The organism is Bradyrhizobium sp. F1.4.3, from assembly GCF_040548375.1.
Lineage (GTDB): Bacteria > Pseudomonadota > Alphaproteobacteria > Rhizobiales > Xanthobacteraceae > Bradyrhizobium.
The window spans coordinates 61,840-82,630 of record NZ_JBEPRN010000006.1 but is presented as its reverse complement, the minus strand read 5'-3'; the positions used below and the strand labels follow the sequence as shown (position 1 = coordinate 82,630).

The window sequence follows — 20,791 nt, the reverse complement described above, 5'->3', positions numbered from 1 at the left end:
TCAGTCGTCCGTTTCGCCGGCCTCGTACAGCGCCTCGCGGCCGATGCGGTCGAGGCAGAGCTCGGCCGTCCACGGCAGCATCAGCGAGCCGCAGCGGCTGTCGCGATAGATACGTTCAAGCGGCAGGGAGCGAAGCATCGCCTGTCCCCCGCAGGTGCGGATCGCAAGTGCGGCGAGCTCATTGGCGCCTTCCATGACAGAATATTGCGCAGCGTAGGCGCGCAGCACCTGCTCCTTGCTCGGATTGGGGCAGGCCTCGGTGACAGCCTGGAACCAGATCGCCTTGATTTGCTCGAGCTTGATCTGCATCTGGGCGACCGCGATCTGCTTTGTCGGGTACATCCGGCGCTTGACCGGCGGCATGCCCGGCACCTCGCCGCGCAGATAGCGCACGGTGAAATCGTAGGCGGCTTGCGCCAGGCCCATATAGGTCGGCGACAACGTCAGGAACATATGCGGCCAGCGCATCGCCGCCTGGAAGTAGACGCCGCGCGGCATCAGAGCGGCCTCCTCCGGTACGAACACGTCCTTGAACAGAAGCGTCCGCGAGACCGTGCCGCGCATGCCGAGCGGATCCCAGTCGCCGACTACGGAGACGCCTTCCGATTTGGCGGGAATCGCCAAGTAAAGCGTATTGCGGCGCGAAGCTTTCTCGCCTTCTTCGATTTCGGTGCAGAGCACACCGTAATAGTCCGCATAGCCGGAGAGCGATGCAAAAATCTTCTTGCCGTTGATGATCCATCCGCCCTTCACGGGCTTTGCTTCCGTGCCGAAGGCGACGCCGCCGGCGGCGGCCGCACCGCCCTCGGAGAATGGCTGCGAGTAGATTGCGCCGTCCTCGACGATGCGCTTGTAGTGGACCGCGCGCCGCTGCTCGTGCTCGGCGCGCATGTCTGCGTCCATGTCGAGATCGTCGGCGAGCGGGCCCGACCACAGGGTCGAGCAGACATGCATGTTCCAGGTCAGCGCCGTTGCGCCGCAATAGCGGCCGATCTCGGCCGCCGCCAACGCATAAGTCTGGTAGTTCGCGCCAAGTCCGCCGTGCTTCTTCGGCACGGCAATGCCGAGGAGGCCGACACGATGCAGATCGCGATAATTCTCGGTTGGAAAAATCGCCTCGCGATCGTAAGTCGCGGCCCGGCCGGCGAACACGCTCTGTCCGATCTCGCGCGCCCGCGCAATGATATCGGCCTGCTCATCGCTCAGGCGGAACGCGATGGGATCGAAGATCGGGGCATCCAGCGCGACCTTGCTCGTCGCACCAATGGTTTTGCTGACTTGCATGGTCATTGTGCGGTCACCTGTGTTTTGCAGTGACGGAGTCCAGGAACCCGCCGAGAGCTTCATCGAAGGCATCAGGTCGTTCAAGATTTGCGAGATGGCCGACGCCGGCCAGCTCGACATACGTGGCCGAAGGAATGTAAGTCGCCGTCTTCGCCATCATGGGGGCGGGAGCGTTGTTGTCCTTGGAGCCGGACAACAGCAGCGTCGGTATGGAGATATCCTTGAGTGAGCCGCGCTGATCGAACCCGATGAGGGCCAGCATCATGGCGCGATAGCTCGCCTCCGGCACGCTTGCCATGCACTCGCGCGCAAGCTCCATCCCCCGTGGGTTTGGCTCGTCACCGACAAGCTCCTTCACCAGGGAGGGGGACAGCGACTTCATGGTCTCACCACGATCGAGCGGTCCAAGCCGCGCTGCGATGAACGACCTCTGCCAGTCGCCGTCGGCCTTGCCGAAGGCCGGGCTGGTCTGCGCGAGAACGACCGCGCGCGCCAATCTTGGCGATTGAACCAGCCATTTCTGGACGATCATGCCGCCAATCGAATGGCCCACCAGAATGGGGTTCGCCACGTCGATCTGCGCGATAAATTGCTGGAGCGCATCCGCCAGGGCACCGATGCTGACGCTGGCAAGTGGCACTGACCCGCCATAGCCTGGCATGTCCCAGGCGATTGCGCGGAAGCGATTGCCGAATGTGGCGAGCTGCTGTCGCCAAGCCCGCGCCGCGCCGCCAATGCCATGCAGGAAAATCAAAGGAATTGCGCCCGGATCGCCCGCGGCTTCGTAGGCGAAGCGTCGGTCCTTTGTTATCATCGGCGTGGGTTGCGGCACGCGACATCCTTTTGCTTGGGCTCGCGATGCTAACAGGCCTGTGGGGGATGGAAAGAGATAATTTTATACTTAAAGCAATTTTCAGGCCGGTCTTCGGTGCACTTCCGTTTGAGCGGACGCTTCGTTGCAAAAGCTTGAAGTTTAAAATATATCGAAGCATAGACCAGCAGCAGGAGCCAGCGCATGTCCGGATTGCCGCATTCGCCGCACGCGCTAGTGACGGGTGGCGGCCGTGGTATCGGCCGCGCGATTGCGGCGGCTTTCGTTGGAGCTGGAGCGACCGTAACGGTGCTTGGCCGGAACACAGCAACTCTTGAAGAGGCAGTGAACGCAGGCGCCGCACATTTTGCCGCCGTTGCCGATGTTGCGGACGAAGCAGCGCTGAAAGCAGCTATCGCAGAAGCACAGGCACGAAAGCCAATCGACATTCTGGTCGCCAACGCCGGCGCCGCTGAATCCGCGCCGTTCTCGAAATCCGACAGTGCCCTTTTCGCACGCATGATGGACGCCAATTTCATGGGCGTCGTCCATGCCATCCATGCTGTATTGCCTGAGATGAAGAATCGCCCCTATGGACGGATCGTCGCGATTGCGTCGACGGCCGGCCTCAAGGGCTACGCCTATGTCAGCGCGTATAGCGCTGCCAAGCACGCCGTGGTCGGTCTCGTGCGTTCGCTCGCCCTGGAGATGGCCGGCAACAACGTGACCGTGAATGCGGTGTGTCCCGGCTTCACCGACACCGATCTGGTCGCCGGCAGCATTGAAAACATCATGAAGAAGACCGGCCGGAGCCGCGAGCAGGCCATTGCGGAGCTCGCGAGGCACAATCCACAGGGGCGCCTGATCACGCCGCAGGAGGTGGCTGACGCCGTGCTTTGGTTGTGCGGTGAGGGTGCTGGCGCGATCACGGGACAGGCGATTGCGGTCGCCGGTGGTGAGATTTAGCGTACGTGTCGCAGCCGCGGAACAAGGAAGCTAAGGAGATCGCATGAGCAGACCAGCCAATCCCGTGACCATTCCGCTCGCTGACTATGCACCGGAGCACTTCCTGTTGGCCGTGGTCGACGGTGTTGCCACGGTGACGCTCAATCGTCCCGAACGGAAGAACCCGCTGACATTCGAAAGTTACCGGGAACTCACCGATTTCTTCCGCGCCAGTGCGTTTGACGATGCGGTCAAGACGATCGTCGTGACGGGTGCGGGCGGCAATTTCTCGTCCGGCGGCGACGTGTTCGAGATCATCGGGCCGCTCGTGAAGATGGACACCAAGGGGCTGACCGCCTTTACGCGTATGACCGGTGACCTCGTCAAGGCGATGCGGGCCTGTCCGCAGCCGATCATTGCCGCGGTCGAAGGCATCTGCGCCGGCGCTGGCGCGATCATCGCCATGGCATCGGACATGCGGCTTGCTGCCAGCGGAGCCAAGGTCGCCTTCCTGTTCAACAAGGTGGGGCTTGCCGGCTGCGATATGGGTGCCTGTGCGATCCTGCCGCGGATCATCGGGCAGTCCCGCGCCTCCGAGCTGCTCTACACCGGCCGGTTCATGACCGCGGAGGAGGGCGAGCGCTGGGGCTTCTTCAGCCGCATCGTGACGCCGGAGCAGGTGCTGCTCCAGACCCAGCTGCTGGCCAAGCAGGTCGCGGAAGGACCGACCTTCGGCAACACCATGACCAAGCGAATGCTGGCCATGGAATGGGCGATGTCGATCGAGGAGGCGATCGAGGCGGAAGCCATTGCTCAAGCGCTGTGCATGACGACGGCGGATTTCGCCCGCGCTTTCGAAGCCTTCGCCAACAAGGTCAAGCCGGTCTTCAGGGGCGACTAGGCGCTCGCCCTGCCCGGGTCGAACCAGCAACGGGGACTTGCGCGAAATTATTTTAGGCTTAAAATAGTTTTTATGGCCGGGCGAATTGGCGAGGCTCCCATGAAAGTCGCGATCATCGGTGGCGGACCTGCGGGTCTCTACGCAGCGATCCTGCTCAAGAAGCAGCGGCCGGGTGCCGATATCACCGTATACGAGCGCAACCGCGCCGATGACACGTTCGGCTTCGGCGTGGTGTTCTCCGACGCCACGCTGGACAATTTTGAAAAGCACGATCTTCCGAGCTACCGCCGCATCACCCAGGAATTCGCGTACTGGGACGACATCGCCGTACATTTCCGCGGCACGGTGCATCGGGTCGGCGGCAACGGCTTTTGCGGCTGCTCGCGACGCAAGCTGCTTCTGATCCTCCAGGAGCGGGCGCGCGAACTCGGCGTCAACCTGCACTTCGAAGTCGACATTGACGAGGAATCCCGCTTCGCCGATGCCGATCTCATCCTCCTTGCCGACGGCATCAACAGCCGCTTCCGTGAGAAACACGTCGATCACTTCCAGCCAGAGGTCGATGTCCGCACCAACATGTTTGCCTGGATGGGCTCGACCAAGCCGCTCGACGCCTTCACCTTCATCTTCCAGGAGACCGAGTGGGGACCGTTCATCGCTCACGCCTATCAGTATGAAGTCGGCCATTCGACGTGGATTTTCGAGACCGATCCGCAGACTTTCGAGCGAGCGGGGCTGACCGGGCTCAACGAAACCCAGTCTGCCGCGCGGATGGCGGAAATCTTCGGCTGGTTCCTCGATGGGCACCAATTGCTCACCAACCGCTCGATGTGGCGCAATTTCCCAATGGTCCGCAGCAAGCGCTGGGTCAAGGACAAGATGGTGCTGCTTGGCGACGCCAAGGCGACTGCGCATTTCTCGATCGGCTCCGGCACCAAGCTCGCGATGGAAGACGCGATCGCCCTGGCCGAAGCGATGGAAAAGGCGCCCAGCATCAAGGCTGCGCTGGAGGTCTATGAGCACGGCCGCCGTGAGGAAGTCGAGAAGACGCAGCATGCGGCCGACGTCTCGCTGGTCTGGTTCGAGCACGTCGACCGGTTCTGGGATTTCGATCCCGTGCAGTTCGCCTTCGGCGTGATGACGCGCTCGAAGGCGATCACCTATGACAATCTGAAACTGCGCGCCCCGGATTTCGTTGCCGAGGTCGAGAAGTCGTTTGCCAAGCAGGTTCGTGACAACGGTTTTGCTGTCGATACCAGCAAGCCGATGGTGCCGCTGTTCCAGCCGTTCCGCTTGCGCGAAATGGAGATCGCCAATCGCGCGGTGGTGTCGCCGATGTGCATGTATTCGGCGAAGGAAGGCGTGCCGACGGATTTTCATCTCGTGCACTACGGATCGCGCGCGATCGGCGGCGCCGGCCTGATTTTCACGGAGATGACCTGCGTGAGCCGCGACGCCCGGATCACGCCGGGCTGCGCAGGCCTCTGGAACGACGAGCAGGAGGCGGTTTGGCGGCGCATCGTGGATTTCGTCCACAGCAACTCGGCCGCAAAAATCTGCCTGCAATTGGGGCATGCCGGCCGCAAGGGCGCGACCAAGCTGATGTGGGACGGCATCGACCGGCCGCTGGACGATGGCGGCTGGGAGGTCTTCTCGGCATCGCCGTTGCCCTATTTTCCCGATAGCCAGGTGCCGCGCGAGCTCGACCGCGCCGGCATGAACGCGGTGAGAGACTCTTTCGTCGCGGCAGCCGAGCGCGGCGAACGCTGCGGCTTCGACATGCTCGAGCTGCACTGTGCCCACGGCTATTTGCTCGCGAGCTTCATCTCGCCGCTGACAAATACCCGTACTGACGAATATGGCGGCTCGCTTGCCAATCGCCTGCGTTTCCCGCTCGAGGTTTTCGAGGCGCTGCGGGCTGCGTGGTCGTCGCAGAAGCCGATGTCGGTGCGCATTTCTGCGACCGACTGGGCTGAAGGCGGCATCGACGGCGATGATGCCGTCGCCATTTCGCGCGCCTTTGCGGAGGTCGGTGTCGACCTCGTCGACGTCTCGACCGGGCAGACCGTGCGCGATGCCCAGCCGATCTACGGGCGCATGTTCCAGACGCCGTTTTCCGATCAGGTCCGCAACGAGGCGCGCGTGGCCACCATGTGCGTCGGCAACATCACGACCGCGGACCAGGCCAACACCATCCTGGCCGCCGGCCGGGCAGACCTCGTCGCGCTCGGCCGGCCGCATCTGGTCGATCCCTTCTTCGCCATGAAGGCTGCTGCCTGGTACGGGGCCGACGGGACGTTCTGCCCGCCGCAATATCTGCCGGGAAAAGAGCAAATTTTCCGCAACAGCGTCCGCGACCGGCAGGATCTCGAGGAGCTGCGAATTAAGGCTAAGCCCAAGACCCGGGCCGAGCTCAAGGCGGAGGCGACAAAGCCGCTTGCGGCGGAGTAACCGCCCGTGCGACGTTAACCGCATTGCCTGGCGTGTTCTGAGTGGAGTTTAAGGCGATGAGGGCGATTATCGTCGGTGGCGGTATCGGTGGTCTCACCACGGCATTGATGCTTCGCGCGCGCGGCATTGTTTGCGAGATTTTCGAGCAGGCCGATACCATCCGCGAGCTCGGCGTCGGCATCAACACGCTGCCGCATGCCATGCGCGAACTTGCCGGCCTCGGCCTTTTGCAAAAGCTCGACGACGTCGCGATCCGTACCGACCAGCTCTATTACCTCAACCGCCACGGCCAGGAGGTCTGGCGCGAAGCCCGCGGCGTCGACGCCGGTCACGACGTTCCGCAATTCTCGATTCATCGCGGCCGCCTTCAAGGTGTGATTCATCGTGCCGTCGAGGAGCGGCTCGGGCCAGAGTCGATCCACACCGGTTGCCGGCTGGGTGCGTTCACGCAGGACGAAGGCGGGGTCACCGCCTATTTCTTCGATCGTGCCGGTGCGCACATCCACACCACGCGCGGCGACATCCTGATCGGTGCTGACGGCATCCATTCGCGGGTCCGCGACACGCTGTTCCCCAGCGAGGGGCCGCCGTGCTGGAACGGCTTGATGTTGTGGCGCGGTGCGCGCGACTGGCCGCAGTTCCTCACCGGCAAATCGATGATCGTGGCCGGCGGCCTGAACGCCAAGGTGGTGATCTATCCGATCGCCGAGGGATCAAGCCCGGCGAGTCGACTGACCAATTGGGCGGTGCTGGTGAAGGTCGGAGAGGGCAATGCGCCACCGCCGCGGAAAGAAGACTGGTCGCGGCCGGGCCGGCGCGAGGAGTTGATGCCGCATGTCGCGCGCTTCTCCGTGCCCTACATCGACGTGAAAAGCCTGATCTCGGCGACGCCCGAATTCTACGAATACCCAACCTGCGACCGCGATCCCTTGCCCTATTGGTCGTCCGGACGCGTCACGCTGCTCGGCGATGCCGCGCATCCGATGTATCCGGTCGGTTCGAATGGCGCATCGCAGGCGATCCTCGATGCGCGCTGCCTTGCGGACGCGCTGGTGCGCGCCGAGCACCCACGCCAGGCGCTGCTCGAATACGAGAAGAAGCGCCTGCCGATGACCGCGGATATCGTCCGCTCTAACCGGCGCGGCGGCCCGGAGGGCGTCATCGACGCCGTTGAGCAGCTCGCGCCCGACGGCTTCGACAATGTCGACAACGTCCTGAGCTATTCCCAGCGCGAGGCGATCGTGCGCGGCTACGCGACCAAAGCCGGCTTCGCCGCAGTGCCAGGACTTGCGGCGGTGCGCGCCTGAAGCTAGCCGCCGGGCGGCGGCGGCAGGAAGTGGATGTTAAACTCGGCGGCCATCGCCACCACGTCCTCCGGCTTCTGTTCCTTCATGTTGTGAAGGCCCCAGAACAGGTCGAACAGCTTGCGGGTCGGCGAGACCCAGAACAGCACCTTTGCGGTCTGCTCCGACTTGTTGAAAATGCCATGCGGCACGCCCATGCCGAGGCGGATCAGGTCGCCTGCGGTGGCCTGCGACTCGGAATTGCCGAGCATGAAATCGAGCTTGCCTTCCAGCATGTAGAGATACTCATCCTGGTCGGGGTGGATATGCGGCGGCACGAACGTGCCAGGCGGTAGCGTCGCGTGCCAGGAGAAGCTGTGCTCGGTATTGCTCTTCGGCACATAGGTCTGGCCGAGGATGTTCCAGGAAATGCCCTGTATCCCCTCATTGGCCCGCGTGATGCCGGTGATTTCGCTTTTCATTGCAGTTCTCCCTTAACGCGATGCGCGGCCTTAGTTCGCCGCCTTGCAATCCTTGGCATAGCGGTCGCCGTAGTTCTCAAAGACCTTCTGGACGATCTCGGTCTGGAACTTTCCGTCCGGACGCTTGGCGACCTTGGTCAGATAAAAATCCTGGATCGGATAGCCGTTGGTGTTGAACTTGAAGGCGCCGCGCAGCGAGGTGAAATCGGCCTTCTTGAGCGCAGCCGCGACGGCGTCCTTGTTGGAGAGGTCGCCCTTCACAGCCTTGACGGCGCTGTCGATCAGCATTGCAGCGTCATAGGCCTGGAATGCGTAGGTGCCGGGCACGCCGTTATAGGCGGCTTCATAGGCGGCGACGAACTTCTTGTTCTGGGGATTGTCGAGATTGGGCGCCCAGTTGGCGCCGCCGAACATGCCGACGGCCGCGTCCTGCTGCGCCGGCAGGGTCGATTCATCCACTGTGAAGGCCGAGAGCACCGGAATGCTGTCGGCGAGGCCGGCCTGCTTGTACTGTTTGACGAGATTGACGCCGAGGCCGCCCGGCATGAACGTGAACAGCGCATCGGGCTTCTGCGACGAAATCTTGGAAAGCTCCGGCTGGAAGTCCAAGGTGTTCAGCGGCATGTAGGACTCTTCGACAATCTCGCCCTTGTAGTCGAGCTTGAAGCCGGCCACCGAATCCTTGCCGGCCTGATAGTTCGGCACGATCAGATACATCCGCCTGTAGCCGCGATCCTGCGCCACTTTGCCGAGGATCTCGTGGACCTGATCGTTCTGGTAAGACGTCACATAGAAAAATGGATTGCAGTCCTTGCCGGCATAGGTCGACGGGCCGGCATTCGGGCTGATCAGAAAGGTCTTCGATTCCGTGACCGGCCGGTGGATGGCTTGGAGGATGTTGGAGAAGACCGGTCCGACCACGAAATCGACCTTGTCGCGTTCGAGCAGGCCCTTGACCTTGGTCACGGCCGCATCCGGTTTGAGCTCGTCGTCGACCACGACGACCTCGACATCGCGGCCGCCCATTTTGCCGCCGAGATCCTTCACCGCGAGCGCAAAGCCGTCGCGAACCTGTTGGCCCAGCGCAGCGGCGGGTCCTGACAGGGTTACGATCACACCCAGCTTGATCTTCTCCTGGGCGAGGGCAGGGTTCACTGCGGTACCGAGCAGCAAGGCGGCTGCGGCCAAGGTCAATTGTGTCTTCATGATTTGTCCCCCGTGTCGATTGGGCTTGCGCCGCAGGCCGCGTACTCAATTCCAAGCTTATGCTGATGATGGCTGCCGCGGCAAGCAAGGCCGCAAGCGTCGTGCCATCGCGCAGGCGGCATTCATGCAAACGTCGCGCCAATTGCTTGAAGCTTAAAGAAATTCGCATGGGATCGATTGTTGCAGCTTTGGGCTTGCGGCCGCCGCGAATTTATTTGAAGCTCAAAATGTTAGGGAATCCGTGCCGGCGCTAATGCCGGCCGTGAGTGACTGCATCAAGATGCTCGATTCCGAGACCAAGGCCGTCGAAACGCCGGAAGACCATGCCGAAGAGCTTCGGCTGTGGCTGCGTCTCTTGACCTGCACGACCCTGATCGAGGGCGAAGTCCGCGGCCGGCTGCGCCAGCGGTTTGACGTCACACTGCCCCGTTTCGATCTGATGGCGCAGCTCGACAAGGCGTCTGACGGCATGACGCTGTCTGACGTCTCCAAGCGTATGATGGTGTCTAACGGCAACGTCACGGGCCTCGTCGAGCGGCTTGTGGAATCCGGCCACCTTGATCGCCGCACTTCGGAGACGGACCGCCGGGTCCAGGTGATCCGCCTCACAAAACTCGGGCGGGCCGAGTTTCGCAGGATGGCCGCGGAACACGAGACCTGGATCGCCGATCTCTTCGCCGACCTGACGCCGAAGGATGTGCGCGAGTTGATGCGGCTCCTCGCCAAGACCAAGGCGTCAGCGCAGAAATCGGCTGCGCGCCGCCGGACTTAAGTCCGTGGGCTGACGCCCCGCCAATCCCATTTGCCGCGGGAAAAAGCATAGGATGCCCAAAATCCGCTATTGCGCCAAATTACTTTAAGCCTAAAATGATTCTCCGATAGTGCTGCCGGGTGCTTTCCATGCGCAAAGGAGCGTGCGATGGCCAACGCCGCCAAGGTTCAAGTCTCGGGCTCGTATGACGGCAACGCTGCGACGGCCCATGTCGACACGTTTGCGCGGCAGCATCTGCCGCCGCGTGAGCTCTGGCCTGAATTCATCTTCACGCGGTCGGAGCTGCATTATCCGCCGCGATTGAACTGCGTCAGTTATTTCGTCGACCGCTGGGTCGAGCAGGGCCACGGTGATGCCCCTTGTGTCATCAGTCCCGCGGTCAGCTACACTTATCGCGAGCTGCAGGCGCTCGTGAACCGTATCGCCAATGTGCTGGTCGGCAAGCTTGGTCTCGTGACCGGCGGGCGCGTGCTGCTGCGTTCCGCCAACAGTCCGATGATGGTCGCGACCTATCTCGCGGTGATCAAGGCCGGGGGCGTTTGCGTAGCGACGATGCCGTTGCTGCGCGCCAAGGAGCTGTCCTATCCGATCCAGAAGGCGGAGATCACGCTCGCGCTCTGCGATGGAAAACTCTCTGACGAGATGGAGAAGGCTAAAGCCGCGGCGCCCGGTCTCAAGCACGTGGTCTATTGGGGCAGTGGCGCAGCGGATTCGCTCGAGGCGCTGATTGCGGACGCGAGCCCCGAGTTCACGGCGGTCGACACCGCCTCCGATGATATCTGCCTGATCGCCTTCACGTCTGGCACGACCGGCGATCCCAAGGGCACCATGCACTTCCACCGCGATATGCTGGCGGTCTGCGACGGCTACGCGCATAATATCTTGCGGGCGGACCAGAACGACCGCTTCGTCGGCTCCGCGCCGCTCGCCTTCACCTTCGGCTTCGGTGGCGTACTGTTTCCGATGCATATCGGCGCCTCCTTCGTGGTTCTGGAGAAGACGACGCCTGACGATATCCTGAGCGCGATCGAGCAGTACAAGACCACGGTCTGCTTCACGGCACCGACGGCGTATCGCGCCATGATCGGAAAGCTCCCGGACCGCGATATTTCCTCGCTCCGCAAGTGCGTCTCCGCCGGCGAGACGTTGCCCAAGCCGACATTCGATGCCTGGCTCAAGGCGACCGGCATCAAGCTGATGGACGGTATCGGCTCGACCGAGATGCTGCACATCTTCATCAGCGCGACCGAAGACGAGATCCGCCCCGGCGCGACCGGCAAACCCGTGCCGGGCTATGAAGCGAAGATCGTCGATGACGCCGGTAATGACGTGCCGCCAGGCACGATGGGACGCCTCGCGGTGCGCGGGCCGACCGGTTGCCGCTATCTCGCCGATGAGCGCCAGCGCAAATACGTCCAGAACGGGTGGAACGTCACCGGCGATACCTATCTGATGGATGCCGACGGCTATTTCTGGTACCAGTCGCGCTCCGACGACATGATCGTGTCGGCCGGCTACAATATCGCGGGCACCGACGTTGAAGCGGCGCTGCTCACACATCCCGCTGTCGTCGAGTGCGGTGTCGTCGGCGCGCCCGACGAAGCGCGCGGAATGATCGTGAAGGCCTATGTCATTGCCGCGCCTGGGGCGACGCCTGATGCTCAGCTTGCATCCGAATTGCAGGAGCATGTCAAACGTGAGATTGCGCCTTACAAATATCCGCGCGCGATCGAGTTTGTGACGCAACTCCCGAAGACCGAGACCGGCAAGCTGAAGCGCTTTGCCTTGCGGCAGCTAGCGCAAGCCGCAGCGACGTCCTCGGGCGTCGCAGCAGAATGAGAAGAGGATAGAGAATTGTCCGTGACGACGCCGAAGGGCCCGCAGCTTGCGGTGCTGCCGACCGCAGCCGAGAATGACATTCGATCGGTGGCGCAGGTCCTCCAACCTTCCGGCTGGCCGACGCCGAAAGGCTATGCCAACGGCATGGCTGCTGAGGGGCGCATCGTCGTCACCGGCGGCGTGATTGGCTGGGATGCCGAGGAACGTCTTGCGGACGGCTTTGTCGCGCAGGTGCACCAGACGCTGAGCAATATTGCGGCGATTCTTGCCGAAGCGGGTGCACGGCCCGAGCATCTCGTGCGCCTGACCTGGTACGTCGTCGACATGGACGAATATTTGGCCAATCTGAAGGAGCTCGGCAAGATCTACCGGACGATCTTCGGTGCGTACTATCCTGCGATGGCGCTGGTTCAGGTCGTGCGCCTCGTCGAGAGGGCGGCGCGTGTCGAAATCGAGGCCACCGCCGTCGTTCCGCGCTGAGCCGCGTTCTGCTTCAGCTCGCCTTGGCGAGGTCGTCGTCCTCGGGCGAGTTCAGATAGACGTCCGACATGGTGTCGACCCGGCACAGATGGTCGTGCACCTACTTCACGCCCTCAGGTCAAGCGAGCGAAGCCGCTTCTCGCCTGGCGACGTCCACACCTAGTCCTCAGGCTCCGAATTTGGCGCAAGGTCGAAGGAGCGGAATGGCCTGGCCTTGTCCAGTTTCCGGTAGGCCGCAGAGGCGGTGCGTAACAGTTTCTTCTGCCGCTTGCGGTTGAGGAAACGAACGCCTGCCTCGGGGCCAGCTCCGTTCAACGACGCTGCCAGAGTCTGGCCCCGTGCATCGTCATTCAGTTGTCCGAGGGATCGTTGCGCCTTGCGCAATTGTTTGAGGATGGACTTCTGCTTCGTCAGCGACTTGTCGGCGAACAGATCCTCCAGCGATTCGATCGAATAGGTCAGCCGCTTGTTGAGAATCCGCAGCTTGTGCCGTTTCTCGACGTCGAGCTTGCGGAGCTTCCGGGCCTTTCTGAGCAGCGTCTTTTCCCATTCCATCAGTTGCGCCGTCGCGTGGTCGGTGAGCGGGCAGCGGCGCAGCCTGATGGCCTCCTTGCTGCGCTTGGTCGACCAGGGGCCGCTCTCGATCCAGGCCGATGTCTGCTCGATCAGACGCCGATATCGCGCCGATTGCAGCGCGCGCGCCAGCAGGCGGTGGCTCTCGGCGCGCTTCTCGTCCCAGTGCTGGAGTTCGGCAATCACGGCGAGCTCGTCGCCGGTTTCGGCGACGACGCGTTCAATCGCCACGTCGAGATCCCGCACCATGCCGAGCTGGCTGTTCAGCCATTTCAGCTCGGCCCACACCTTCGGCCGCAACCCGTCGTCGACCATGGGCGAGAAGAAGCGGATAGCGGTTCGCAGATGCGTCAGTGCGATCCGGATCTGATGCAGCGCGTCCGGATCGCCGCGGCAAGTGCCGTCATGCTGGGCGAGGACGGCGTCGAGATGGCGGCGCGCGATGATCCGAAAGGCCGTGTCACAGGCCATGCCGGGACTGAGACGGCCGGGCAGGGTATTGCGTCGTGCCGCCGGCTTGGCGCGAGCGGTCGCCGTCGAGGTCGTGGTGGGTCGCGCCATCCTTGTCCGCGCCAATCAGATTGCCTTACCTGCCCTCGGCGATCGCGTCCCGGCAGCTCTGGAGCGTCTGCTCTTGTGTCCCGGATGCATCGATGGTCGCCCAACCGATATGGCCGATATTATAGTGCTCTTGCAGCGCGGCAACCTCTTGCGTGGCGTCGGATGCATCCCCGCGGCGGCCCCCGATTCGGGCCTGCCGCGTCGCGAGGTCCGCAACCAGGAAGAGGCCGGCGAGAGGCACGTTGCACTCCCGGGCCAGCGCGGCGAATGCGTCTCGTTCGAAATCGCGGGCAAATACACCGTCCACGATCGCCGAATGGCCTTGGGCTAGCACGCGTCGGGCACGTTGGGCCAACGCCTGGTAAACCCGCTCCGCGAGCTCGGGCGTGTATGCGGATGGCGGCAACCGGTCCGTGTCCCTCACCCCGGACATCTGCTTGCGAATGGCGTCGCTGCGCAACACGACGGCCCCCGGTTGTGGTGCCACGGCCGGCGCGAGCGCGCGCGCCAAAACCGTCTTGCCGGTGCCCGACAGTCCGCCCACCGCGATCAGACGGGGAGCGGGAGGTCGGATCAGCGCCCGGGCAAGGTCAAAATAGCTGCGTGCCTCGTCAAGAATGCCGGCATCGTCGGAATGCGGCGGCTTCAGCCGTGCCAGCGCCACCTGGGCGCGGATCGCTGCCCGGAGGGACATGAACAATGGTAGTGCGCCGAGTGCGTCGAGATTTTCGAGCGGCGTCACGGCAAGATACTGGTTCAGGACGATGTTGGCCGCCATCGGCTGGTCGTGGCGCAACAGATCCATCAGTGTGAACGCGAGATCGTAGAGCACGTCGACAGTCGCCATCCGTGCGTCGAACTCGATGGCATCGAACAGCACGGGCTGCTGGTCGATCAACACGATATTCGCAAGATGTAAGTCGCCGTGGCAACGGCGCACGAGACCCCGGCGGCCGCGCTCGTCAAGCAGCACGCGAACGCACAGAAATGTCTCGTGCGAGGCTTGGGCGAGCTGCTCGATCTCCGCTGCCGGGAAATGGCTGCCGTTCCGCAGGCCATTGCTGTTTCCATCGATCAGGGCGGGGATGGAGGAGACCCATGCTTCGCGGTTGACGGGTATCGCCACCGCATGCGAGGCCGCGATCGCATCGGCGATGGCCGACGCAAGGTTCGCGGCAAACGGTCCAGCTTTCGCCAGATGATCCAGCGTCTGGCTCTCGTCGAAGCGGGACATGTCGACCGCATACTCGATCGGCCGACCGCGCCCGTCGACCTTCACCGATCCGTCCGGCTCCTCCGTGATTGCCACGACGCGATGATAGATCTGTGGCGCCAGCGGCCGATTGATCCTGATCTCCTCCTCGCATGCTGCCTTGCGCATATCGAGTGTCGAATAGTCGAGAAAGGGAAACCGGACGGCTCGCTTGACCTTCAGCGCGCGTGCTCCGTCGAGGAAAACGGAAGCCGCGTGCGTGTCGATCCGCCTGACGCCGGCATGCGCAGTCAGCGCTGCAAAGATCCGTTCCTGGGTCGCAGAATCGTCTGTCATTCTTGCTGGCATGTGCAGATGGGCGGCGAGCGGTCCGGCCGCAAACCAGGTTAATCCTAGACCGGGATGGCGACCAGTCCTTGACTTCGGTCAAGCCCTGTCGTCGGTTGATGGGACGGAGTTCCCCGGCTTGACGAGGATCAAGCGTCACGACCAAAGGCGGCCTGTTTTGGCCAGCAAGGAGAATCCCGATGCCCTTCAAGGACGTCTTTCTGCCGCTGGTTGGCCAGCCGCGTGCCCCCGCGCTTGCTGCGATCGAGAAATGCGTGGCCGTCGCCGCCGGCCTCGGTGCCAGGATCACCGCGCTTGCGCTTGAGCAAGATGTATTCGTGCGGCCGAAGGTGGTTTTTCCCGACGATCCGGATTCCGCGGAGGCGCCGGCGGCGCGCGAGGTGGGCGACATGCAGCATCTCCTGAATGCATTCACCAATGCGGCTTCCCGCACCGGCATTCGCGCCCAGAGCCGATCGGGCAGGGTGCCGGCAGACCAGATTGCGTCGACCTTCGCCGAACATGCGCGCTTCAACGACCTTACGCTGATGCCCGTAAAGCCGCATGACAGCCAAACGGAAAACATCGTCGAGACGTTCCTGTTCGAATCCGGCCGGCCGCTGCTGCTCTGTCCGGAGCAGCATGTGGAGGTGCTGCGGCCGGAAATCGAGAACGTCATGATTGCCTGGGCCCCCTCGGCCCGCGCTGCGCGTGCGATCGGCGACGCGCTGCCGATCCTCCAGGCCGCCAATGCGGTGCGCGTGGTTACCGCCACGGACGACAAGACTGACGAGGTCATGCAGTCCGGAACGAGCCTCGTCGATCATCTGAGGGAACATGGGGTCTACGCATCCTTTGAAACAGTGAAGGGCAGCGGCAGCTCGATCGGCAAGGTGCTCGGGAGCTGGGCGCATTCGCATGAGATCGACGCCATCGTCATGGGCGCCTACCACCATTCGCGCCTGAACGAGATCGTCTGGGGCGGTGTCACCAAAACCGTCATCGGCCAGCCACCGTGCTGGGTCATGATGTCGCATTAGTTCAACCCATCTGCGGGCTAGCTTCGCGATTTTCGGACCCGTCGCGCGATCGGACGATTGCAATCATGTCGACCTACCGCCTGAAGAACCTGCTGTCGCCGAGGTCAGTGGCGCTCGTTGGGGCAAGTCCCCGTCAGGTGTCGGTGGGGCGCGCTGTTCTCGAAAACATTCGCAAGGCGGGATTCAAGGGACAGTTCGGCCTGGTGAATGCGCGCCATGCCGAGATCGGTGGCGTCGCTGCGGTCAGCAGCCTGGACAAGCTGCCATTCGTGCCCGATCTCGTCGTCATCACCGCACCGGCGCCTGAGGTTCCCGGGATCATCGACGAGGCCGGCCGCGGCGGCTCGGCAGGCGCCCTGATCGTCTCGGCCGGGCTCGGTCACGGACCGGGATCGCTGCACGAGGCCGCCATCGCCGCATCCCGGAAATATGGCATGCGGTTGATCGGCCCGAACTGTCTCGGCATCATGATGCCCGGTGTCAGTCTCAACGCCGGTTTCGCTGCGCACATGCCGGGCGCCGGAAACCTCGCCCTGATCTCGCAGTCGGGCGCGATCGCAGCGGGTATGGTCGATTGGGCCGCGCAGCGTGGCGTCGGCTTCTCCGGCATCGTCTCGATCGGCGATCAGATCGACGTCGACATTGCCGACCTGCTCGATTACTTCGCGCTAGACCACAAGACCCGCGCGATCCTGCTGTATATCGAGGCCATCAAGGACGCGCGGAAGTTCATGTCGGCTGCGCGCGCCGCGGCGCGGGTGAAGCCCGTCGTCGTGGTGAAATCCGGCCGCATGGCGCAGGGCGCGAAGGCGGCCGCCACGCATACGGGCGCTTTGGCCGGCGCAGATGCGGTGTATGAGGCGGCGTTCCGCCGCGCCGGTGTGCTCCGGGTCTCCGATCTGCGCGAGCTGTTCGACTGCGCCGAGACCCTCGGTCGGGTCGAATCGCCGGCGGGCAAGCGCCTCGCCATCCTGACCAATGGCGGCGGCATCGGTGTCCTTGCCGTCGACCGGTTGGTGGAGCTTGGCGGAATTCCCGCGTCCATCTCTGCGGACGCGCGCAAGGATCTTGATGCGGCGCTGCCGCCGACCTGGTCTGGCGCAAATCCCGTCGACATTGTCGGCGACGCAGATGCATCGCGCTACGCGGCGGCGCTGGAGGTGCTGCTCGCAGATCCCGACAATGACGGGGTTTTGGTCCTCAATGTACAGACTGCGATCGCCTCCGCTGCCGACATCGCAGCGACGGTGACCGAGCTCATCAGCAAGTATCGCGAGAAGCACCGCAGTTGGGCGAAGCCTGTGCTCGCGTCCTGGATCGGGGCAGGCCAGAGTATCATCGAAACACTATCCGCCGCGGGCGTTCCGAACTATCCGACCGAAGACGACGCGGTGCGTGGTTTCATGCATCTGGTCCGGCACCGTGAGGTGGTCGAGGAGCTGAGTCAGGTGCCCCCGGCGATGCCCGATGCGTTCGTTCCTGATGCCCAGGCTGCCAAGCGAATCGTCGCGACCGCGGTTGCCGACGGTCGCAAATGGCTCGAGCCCGTCGAGATCAGGCATCTCCTTGAAGCCTACGACATCGCAGTGGTGCCGACCTATGCGGCGGCCGATCTCGAGCAGGCAGTGGTCTACGCGAACGAAATGTTCGCGCAAGGCGCCACCGTCGTGCTGAAGATCATGTCGCGCGACATCGTCCACAAGTCCGATGTCGGTGGCGTTGTTCTCAATCTCACCACGCCGGATGCCGTCCGCACGGCCGCGACCGACATTCTTGCGCGAGCGAAGAAGCTGCGTCCCGAAGCCCGTATTTCCGGCATCATCGTGCAGGCCATGGTCATCAAGGCAAAGGCACGCGAGTTGATTCTGGGTCTTGCTGACGACCCGACGTTCGGTACCGTCGTCGTGTTCGGCCGCGGCGGAACGGCGGTGGAGATCATCAACGACAAGGCGCTGGCGCTGCCGCCGCTCGATTTGCAGCTCGCCCGCGACCTGATCGACCGTACCCGCGTCTCGCGGTTGTTGCAGGCCTATCGGGATGTGCCCGCCGTCAAGCAGGATGCCGTTGCTCTGGTGCTGGTCAAGCTGGCGCAGATGGCGGCCGACATTCCGGAAATCCGCGAGTTCGATATCAATCCTCTGCTCGCGGACGAAACCGGCGTGACGGCCGTCGATGCCCGCGTCGCAGTGGGCCCGTCGCAACGGAAGTTTACAGGCTCAGGCCCCGCCAATTTCGCCGTCCGCGCCTATCCGTCGCAATGGGAGCGCCGCCTCGAGCTTAAGGACGGCTGGCGCATCTTCGTGCGGCCGTTGCGCCCGGAGGACGAGCCGACCATCCACGAATTCCTGCGCCACGTCACGCCGCATGACCTCCGCCTCCGCTTCTTCGCGCCGATGAAGGAGTTTACCCACGAGTTCATTGCGCGCCTGACCCAGCTCGACTATGCGCGCGCGATGGCCTTCATTGCGTTCGATGGGGCCACCAACGAGATGGTGGGCGTGGTGCGGCTCCACTCGGACTCGATCTACGAGACCGGCGAATACGCCATCCTGCTGCGATCCGACCTCAAAGGCAGGGGGCTCGGTTGGGCCTTGATGCAACTGATCATCGACTACGCGAAGTCGGAGGGGCTGAAGGCCATCTCGGGCGATGTGCTCAAGGAGAACAGCACGATGCTGGAGATGTGCCGTCAGCTCGGCTTCGAGGCGAAGCCGGATCCGATGGAGCCGAGCATCTGCGACGTCAGGCTGAAGCTCTGAGCGGACCGGCGCAGGCCGGCTCGACTCTGCTGCCAAGCGCCGAAGCTCCTGAGATCACTGCCGCATTTTGGCGCGCCGGGCGGAACGGCGTTTCGCCGCCCGCTCGTCGCCCTGCGCCAGAGGCTTACTTTTGCAACTCTGCATCGCCTTGAACGCATTGGCGCACCCTGCAGGTGCGGCGCCCCGGCCCGACGGGCGCCATTTTAGCGGAACTTGCCTAAAACTGTTTACGTGCTTTCCGGTTGAAATGCGGGGCAACGTTGACTACGCAGGAACTCCAGTGCCTCGCAGTCTTAGGAGTCCCGGCGTGCCTCAGGACAAGACCGGCGACCCCCGACAATCGTCGGGCAACAAACTGTCCGTCCTGCGCAAGCACCCGATCTTCGCAGATCTGGAGCCGGAGGCGCTCGATCAGCTCTGCCGTTACGCCAAGCATACGACGGTAAAGCGTGGCGCGACGATCGCTGCCAAGGGCGATCCCGGGAACAACCTGTTCGCGGTGATCTCAGGAACAGTGAAGATATCCTCTTCGTCGCCCGACGGCCGCAATGCCATTCTCAATTTGATCGGTCCCGGAGAAATCTTTGGCGAGATCGCGGTCCTTGATGGTGCACCGCGGTCGGCGGATGCGACCGCCAACACGAATTGCGAGCTCTACATCATCGACCGCCGCGACTTCCTGCCGTTCGTGAAGAGCCAGCCGGCGCTGGCGATGAAATTCATCGAGCTGCTCTGCGCGCGCCTGCGCTGGACCAGCCAGCAGGTCGAGCAGGTGATTCTGCAGAACCTGCCAGGCCGGCTTGCAAGCGCGCTGCTCGGGCTCACCGAGGAGCGCAAGTTCGACTCCGGCAGCGGCACGCTCGCCATCACCCAGCAGGAGATCAGCGAGATGGTGGGGATGACGCGCGAGAGCATCAACAAGCAATTGCGCGCGTGGTCGGGACGCAACTGGGTTCGTCTCGAGCATGGCGCCATCGTCGTGCTCGACACCAATGCGCTGCGCGAGCTCGCCGAGAGTGGTCTCGACGGCGGGTGACGGTCCCGCCCTAGCTGTCGATGATCGCAACCGCGCGGGTCCAGCCCGCGGATGCACGCTCGATCTTCACCGGGAAGCATGAGATCGTGAATCCGGTGGAGGGCAGCTTGTCAAGATTGTGCAGCTTCTCGAGATGGCAGTAGCCGATGTGCCGTCCCGCCTTGTGGCCTTCCCAGATCAGACTGGCGTCTCTTGTCTCCGCATATTTCCTGGCGGTGAAGACGAACGGCGCGTCCCAGCTCCAGCCATCCGTTCCGGTTAGCCGCACGCCGCGTTCAAGCAGGTACATGGTGGCTTCATAGCCCATGCCGCAGCCGGAATTGACGTAGTCGGCCCGGCCGAACTTTGCGCCGGCGCTGGTGTTGACGACGACGATCTCCAGCGGAGAGAGCGTGTGGCCGATGCGCTCGAGCTCCTTCTCGACGTCGTCGGCCGTCGCTACATAACCATCCGGCAAATGCCGGAAGTCCAGCTTGACGCCGGGCTGAAGACACCATTCCAGCGGCACCTCGTCGATGGTCCATGAGCGTTCGCCGCGATTCATGGTCGGATGAAAGTGCCAGGGTGCGTCGAGATGCGTGCCGTTGTGGGTCGACAGCGAAACCTGCTCGATCGCCCAGCCCTGGGCGTCCGGCAAATCCTGCGCCTTGAGGCCGTCAAAGAACTGCAGCATGCGCGGCAGTCCCTGCTGATGGTCGACATACTGGATCGTCGGGTGATTGCCGGGCGGATCGGCCGGCACATCGTTCTGTAACGGCACGGAGATGTCGATCAGCTTCCGCGGCATCGGCGTTTCCCTCAAGATGTTCCGGCATGTTTAGGAGCATC

17 protein-coding genes and 1 pseudogene are annotated in these 20,791 nt (G+C 63.2%); 10 read left to right on the top strand and 8 right to left on the bottom strand.

Features of this window, described 5'->3' with window-relative positions:
- Positions 1-1,290, bottom strand: a complete 1,290-nt coding sequence (locus ABIB73_RS18700) for an acyl-CoA dehydrogenase family protein (RefSeq protein ID WP_354226086.1) — start codon at positions 1,288-1,290, stop codon at positions 1-3.
- A 7-nt stretch (positions 1,291-1,297) separates the two neighbouring features.
- Positions 1,298-2,116, bottom strand: coding sequence for an alpha/beta fold hydrolase (locus ABIB73_RS18695; RefSeq protein WP_354226084.1), 819 nt, complete (start codon positions 2,114-2,116; stop codon positions 1,298-1,300).
- Between the two features lie 183 nt (positions 2,117-2,299).
- On the opposite strand from ABIB73_RS18695, the gene ABIB73_RS18690 reads away from it, so the two are divergent.
- The 4 genes from ABIB73_RS18690 to ABIB73_RS18675 all read left to right on the top strand — a co-directional run bounded on the left by ABIB73_RS18690 (position 2,300) and on the right by ABIB73_RS18675 (position 7,699).
- Entirely contained in the window at positions 2,300-3,061 is a 762-nt protein-coding gene (locus ABIB73_RS18690; RefSeq protein WP_354226082.1) for an SDR family NAD(P)-dependent oxidoreductase, read from the top strand.
- 43 nt (positions 3,062-3,104) lie between these two features.
- Positions 3,105-3,941 carry an enoyl-CoA hydratase family protein gene (locus ABIB73_RS18685; RefSeq protein ID WP_354226080.1) on the top strand — a complete coding sequence of 279 codons (837 nt, stop codon included), beginning with the start codon at positions 3,105-3,107 and terminating at the stop codon, positions 3,939-3,941.
- 99 nt (positions 3,942-4,040) lie between these two features.
- On the top strand, positions 4,041-6,392 hold the full coding sequence (locus tag ABIB73_RS18680) for a bifunctional salicylyl-CoA 5-hydroxylase/oxidoreductase (protein ID WP_354226078.1): 2,352 nt from the start codon (positions 4,041-4,043) through the stop codon (positions 6,390-6,392).
- Between the two features lie 56 nt (positions 6,393-6,448).
- Entirely contained in the window at positions 6,449-7,699 is a 1,251-nt protein-coding gene (locus ABIB73_RS18675; protein WP_354226076.1) for a flavin-dependent oxidoreductase, read from the top strand.
- 2 nt (positions 7,700-7,701) lie between these two features.
- Here ABIB73_RS18675 and ABIB73_RS18670 read toward each other — a convergent pair whose 3' ends face one another.
- Positions 7,702-8,157, bottom strand: coding sequence for a cupin domain-containing protein (locus tag ABIB73_RS18670; RefSeq protein ID WP_007601580.1), 456 nt, complete (start codon positions 8,155-8,157; stop codon positions 7,702-7,704).
- Between the two features lie 30 nt (positions 8,158-8,187).
- Entirely contained in the window at positions 8,188-9,363 is a 1,176-nt protein-coding gene (locus tag ABIB73_RS18665; RefSeq protein WP_354226074.1) for an ABC transporter substrate-binding protein, read from the bottom strand.
- Positions 9,364-9,616: 253 nt separating this feature from the next.
- Between ABIB73_RS18665 and ABIB73_RS18660 the strand changes: the two genes are divergently transcribed.
- From ABIB73_RS18660 to ABIB73_RS18650, 3 genes are all read left to right on the top strand, one after another.
- Positions 9,617-10,135: a MarR family winged helix-turn-helix transcriptional regulator gene (locus tag ABIB73_RS18660; RefSeq protein WP_354226454.1), complete on the top strand. Its 519-nt coding sequence runs from the start codon at positions 9,617-9,619 to the stop codon at positions 10,133-10,135.
- Positions 10,136-10,282: 147 nt separating this feature from the next.
- Positions 10,283-11,974, top strand: coding sequence for a benzoate-CoA ligase family protein (locus tag ABIB73_RS18655; RefSeq protein WP_354226072.1), 1,692 nt, complete (start codon positions 10,283-10,285; stop codon positions 11,972-11,974).
- 21 nt (positions 11,975-11,995) lie between these two features.
- On the top strand, positions 11,996-12,454 hold the full coding sequence (locus tag ABIB73_RS18650) for a RidA family protein (protein WP_502918440.1): 459 nt from the start codon (positions 11,996-11,998) through the stop codon (positions 12,452-12,454).
- Between the two features lie 13 nt (positions 12,455-12,467).
- On the opposite strand, the pseudogene ABIB73_RS37615 reads toward ABIB73_RS18650, so the two are convergent.
- The 3 genes and pseudogenes from ABIB73_RS37615 to ABIB73_RS18640 all read right to left on the bottom strand — a co-directional run.
- Positions 12,468-12,554: pseudogene (locus ABIB73_RS37615) on the bottom strand (CBS domain-containing protein); the annotation flags it as partial.
- Between the two features lie 59 nt (positions 12,555-12,613).
- Positions 12,614-13,588 (bottom strand): CHAD domain-containing protein, encoded by a 975-nt coding sequence (locus ABIB73_RS18645; protein WP_354226068.1) that lies wholly within the window; start codon positions 13,586-13,588, stop codon positions 12,614-12,616.
- Between the two features lie 25 nt (positions 13,589-13,613).
- Positions 13,614-15,137, bottom strand: a complete 1,524-nt coding sequence (locus ABIB73_RS18640; protein WP_354226066.1) for a bifunctional aminoglycoside phosphotransferase/ATP-binding protein — start codon at positions 15,135-15,137, stop codon at positions 13,614-13,616.
- 191 nt (positions 15,138-15,328) lie between these two features.
- Between ABIB73_RS18640 and ABIB73_RS18635 the strand changes: the two genes are divergently transcribed.
- The 3 genes from ABIB73_RS18635 to ABIB73_RS18625 all read left to right on the top strand — a co-directional run bounded on the left by ABIB73_RS18635 (position 15,329) and on the right by ABIB73_RS18625 (position 19,963).
- Positions 15,329-16,168, top strand: a complete 840-nt coding sequence (locus ABIB73_RS18635) for a universal stress protein (RefSeq protein WP_354226064.1) — start codon at positions 15,329-15,331, stop codon at positions 16,166-16,168.
- Positions 16,169-16,233: 65 nt separating this feature from the next.
- Entirely contained in the window at positions 16,234-18,927 is a 2,694-nt protein-coding gene (locus tag ABIB73_RS18630; RefSeq protein WP_354226062.1) for a bifunctional acetate--CoA ligase family protein/GNAT family N-acetyltransferase, read from the top strand.
- Between the two features lie 307 nt (positions 18,928-19,234).
- Entirely contained in the window at positions 19,235-19,963 is a 729-nt protein-coding gene (locus ABIB73_RS18625; protein ID WP_354226060.1) for a Crp/Fnr family transcriptional regulator, read from the top strand.
- Between the two features lie 10 nt (positions 19,964-19,973).
- Here ABIB73_RS18625 and ABIB73_RS18620 read toward each other — a convergent pair whose 3' ends face one another.
- Positions 19,974-20,750 (bottom strand): cyclase family protein, encoded by a 777-nt coding sequence (locus tag ABIB73_RS18620; RefSeq protein WP_354226058.1) that lies wholly within the window; start codon positions 20,748-20,750, stop codon positions 19,974-19,976.
- Positions 20,751-20,791: the final 41 nt, after the last annotated feature.